This is a genomic window from Cupriavidus sp. 05L310, assembly GCF_056398185.1.
On record NZ_JBFTOX010000132.1, the window covers coordinates 1 to 3,509 of the forward strand.

At 67.9% G+C, this 3,509-nt stretch carries 2 protein-coding genes and 1 pseudogene; all 3 read right to left on the minus strand.

What is annotated here, in order from left to right:
- Positions 1-1,517 (minus strand): type VI secretion system baseplate subunit TssF (gene tssF / locus AC1DS6_RS42250; protein WP_477104757.1); only part of this gene is annotated, 1,517 nt, incomplete at its 3' end.
- A gap of 23 nt (positions 1,518-1,540) precedes the next feature.
- The gene (gene tssA, locus AC1DS6_RS42255; protein WP_477104758.1) at positions 1,541-3,115 is read right to left on the minus strand and encodes a type VI secretion system protein TssA; all 1,575 of its coding nucleotides are present in this window, start codon (positions 3,113-3,115) and stop codon (positions 1,541-1,543) included.
- Between the two features lie 9 nt (positions 3,116-3,124).
- A pseudogene (locus AC1DS6_RS42260) lies at positions 3,125-3,509 on the minus strand (ImcF-related family protein); the annotation flags it as partial.

Sequence of the window (3,509 nt, forward strand, 5' to 3'; positions counted from 1 at the left end):
AGACTGCCGCGCAGGACCTCGGCATCGAGCAGCGACAGGTAGTTTGGCGCCAGGTGCGACAGCACGCGCCAGTGGAAGCGGTCGGCGGTGGGCGGGTACACCGGCAGGGTCGGTGCGGTCAGGTTGCGCACCGCGCCGATGTTGGCGAACCCGTTTTGCATACGCGTAATGCCGGCCTCGCGCAGGCCCTTGCGGGGCAGCATGCCGTTGGTGCCGGTGACCGACAGCGATAGCGTTTCCCGGGGGAGGGTCTGTTGCCGTTCCCAGGCATGGCCACCGAGCACCACCCAGGTGTCGAACCTGCCCGAGGGACCGCGGCGCACCCGTGTGTGGAAGTAGCGCTCGGGCATCTCGTGGCGCAGCATGCCGCCCCGGTGGCGGAAGGCGGCGAACGGCGCGTACTCGAAGCGTGCGCCGCTGTCCGCCTCGAAACCCCGCACGGTGTCGACCGAGTACGCTTCGACATGCTGCCCGTGTTGCTCCATCGCGCGCACCCGGTACTCGGTTTCGAGGTGAGTGGCCGTAATCGGGTCGGCTTCCAGTTCGAACAGGTTGATGATGGGCGTGCAGAAGAGCCGCACGTTCTCGGCCGAGAAGCGCATGTCGTCGGGAAACGGCCTGGCCAGTACCGCCTCCACGTCGAAGTGCGCGGCGTCCGGGGGAATGGCGGCCATGTCCAGCCCCACCAGGTCGACGAACATGAATTTCTCGGGGAAGGTGAAGTACTCCAGCAGCAACTGGTAGCCGCCGAAGGCATTGTCTGGCTTCGGCCACAGGCGTGCCTGCGCGTCGAACCCGGCCGGTTCCAGCGCCAGGCCGGGCATTGCCTGGGGCGCGCCCGGGCGTTCAGCCGGGTAGCCGGGGATTCGCACCTGCATCGCCTGCGGCTGGGCGGTGAGCGCGGCGTACAGCGCCAGCGCCAATGGCCGGTCGGCATGGAGGTAGAGCCGCAGGCGCGGCACGGCCAGTTGCTTGCGGAGTGCCTGCGCCTGCAGTTCGAGCCTTAGCTGGATCACCGAGCGGCCATCCTCGCGCGCGTAGGCATTGGCCTCGGTCAGGCGCAGCGGGTACAAGTCGACCGCTTGCGTGGTCCGGTAAATGCACTCGACGCTGTCGCCACTGCTGGCTGCCTGGGTGCCAAGCGGCACCGGGTCGGAGAGCACCTCCAGTCCGGCCGGCAGGCTTTCGTGGCGCTCCAGGGCTCCGGTGGACGGAGTGAGTTCGAGAATCGACAGCGAGGGAATCATGCGCAGGTAGTGCGGCCATAGCATGCTGACCAGTCCTTCGGTCAATTCCGGCAGTTCATCGTCGAGCTTATGGCGCAGCCGCCCCATCAGGAAGGCGAAGCCCTCGAACAGGCGCTCGACGTGTGGGTCGCGCTCGCCAATGCGGTCGATATTGAGCATGCGCGCACGGTCCGGATACGCCTGGGCGAACTCCTTGCCGGCCTCGCGCAGGTACCGCATCTCCGCTTCGTAGTAGCGCAGGATCTCGTTGTCTTGGGTGGAGTGGTTCATGAGGCAGTCTGTTGGCTCGCCGGCTAGGCGATGGCCACGGCGCGGGCCGGGTCAATGGAGGTCAGATCGCCGACCAGGGTTTCGATGCGGCGGGCAAGGGCGGCCTTGTCCGCATCCTTGCGCGTCATGCGGGTCTTGAGCAGCCGCAGCAGTTGCTGCTTGGCCTCGAATGCGAGCGAGGGTTCCCAGGCAGCCAGTTGAAAGCGTTGCGCGTTCACCTCGAGGGCGCTCAGCAAGTGCAACGCCGTGTCCGCCCGGTCGGCACGTTCGGCGACGCGCGCCATCACCAGTTGCCGCATGAAGCGGTCGCGCTCGCCTTCCGGCGCCGGCAGGCCCTGCAACCAGGCGAACGCGGCATCGAGGCTCTGTTGGGCGGCCAGGTCCGCCGCCTGGGCTTCCGTCTCCGCCCAGTCGGTGCTGGCTGACGCGACCGATACAGGCGCCATGGGTTCGCCGCGCTCGATATCACGTACCGTGGCATGGCGCGCAATCCACTCCAGCGTGGTGTCATCCGCAAACGGCGTGCCGTCGGTGAAGGCCAGTTGCGCGAGACCGGGCAGGCGTTCGAGCATCAGCGCACAGTCGGTGGCGAGCAGGTCGCGCGCGCGGGCATACTCGCCACCCGCCTGATCCTGGGCGGTGAAGGCGTAGTACTGCAAGTCCAGCCAGAAATGATTCGCGCCTTCGGCGAAGGCCTGCTCGACGCGGTCGAGGAGTTCCGGCCACTGCTTTTGCAGCATCAGGCGCTTGAGCTGGGCGCGCAGTTCGGCGCGCGGCGCCACCAGGCGCGTCTTGCCGCTGGGTTCGTGCGGCGGGACCTCGGTCAGCGTGTCCCAGCGCACGCAGCGCATCAGGCGGTAGGCGGCGAGATAGCCCTGGGGTTGCTCGCGCAGGAACAGCGCCATCTGGCGCGCCCGGTCGAGCAGGTCGCGCGCGGAGCCTACCTCGCCGGCCGCTGGCAAGGCCAGGGCGGGGTGTGGCCTGGATGGCGTGTCCCGGCCAGTACTGTCGGTGGTCAATGGGGACTCGACGCGGCCCTCGAACCGGCGGAAGAGTCCGTCCAGCACCGGACGTGCCGCCTCCGGCCATGACGCGGTGCGCTCAAGGATCAGCGCAAGCGTCGACAGCGTGCGCTCCAGCTGTGCCCCGGTCAGGCCTTGCACCCGGTCGAGCCGGTCTGTGAAGGTCGCGCCGGCCAGCCATTCGAGTGCGGCCTTGCGGCTCTCGGCACGGGCGGGCAGCAACTGGGCGCCAAAGCGGTCCATCAGCGCCGACAGCAACTCGAAGCCAGCGGCAATCCCTTCGGCGCCATCGCGCCGCATGCGCCCGTAGACGTAGTACACCGCCAGGCGCACGTCCTTGGCGGTCTGCTTGAGCAGCCGTTCGGCGGACTCGATGATCAACGTATCGTTGATGCCGGACAGTTTGGCGACCTCGTCCTTGATGGCAAGGAAGTCGTCGTCGTAGCCCGGATCGTCGCCTACCGGGACGTCGGGACGGATGGGTTGCAGCCATGGGTCCCAGCGCGCCTGTGGCGAGCGGGCGAGATCCGCAGGGGCGCGCGAGCCGAAGAGCGCGCTGAGGAGGTTGTTGAACATGGTTTTTCTCTACTTACGCTGGCCTGGAGTGGCACGTGCCGCGACCTGCGGCTCGCGGCCCACGAAGATGCGCGATGGCAGCACGAAGCCCCGCAGGGCCAGCATCTCCAGCGGTCCCTGCCCGACCTCGGTACGCATCAGGTAGCGCACCGGATAGGTCAAGTCCGCCGTAACAGGAGCCTTGGCGCTGCGCGCGGTCAGACTGTCGGGATCTTCGGCGAGGGTCTGGCCATGCCCGTCGGCCCGGTTCTTGGCGCCTGGCTCTTCTGGCGCATCTGGCCTCGCCTGCCACGTCAACTGGTAGTTCGCGCTATCGACCGGCTCGATGTGCGCCTGCTCCAGCATCCGCACCAGTCCCCAGCGGCCGCCGAACTCGTAGTTCTTGTTGGTGCCC

What these genes read in the sequence shown, in the direction of transcription:
- tssA (WP_477104758.1), bottom strand. Translation starts at nt 3,115, where the DNA reads ATGTTCAACAACCTCCTCAGCGCGCTCTTCGGCTCGCGCGCCCCTGCG.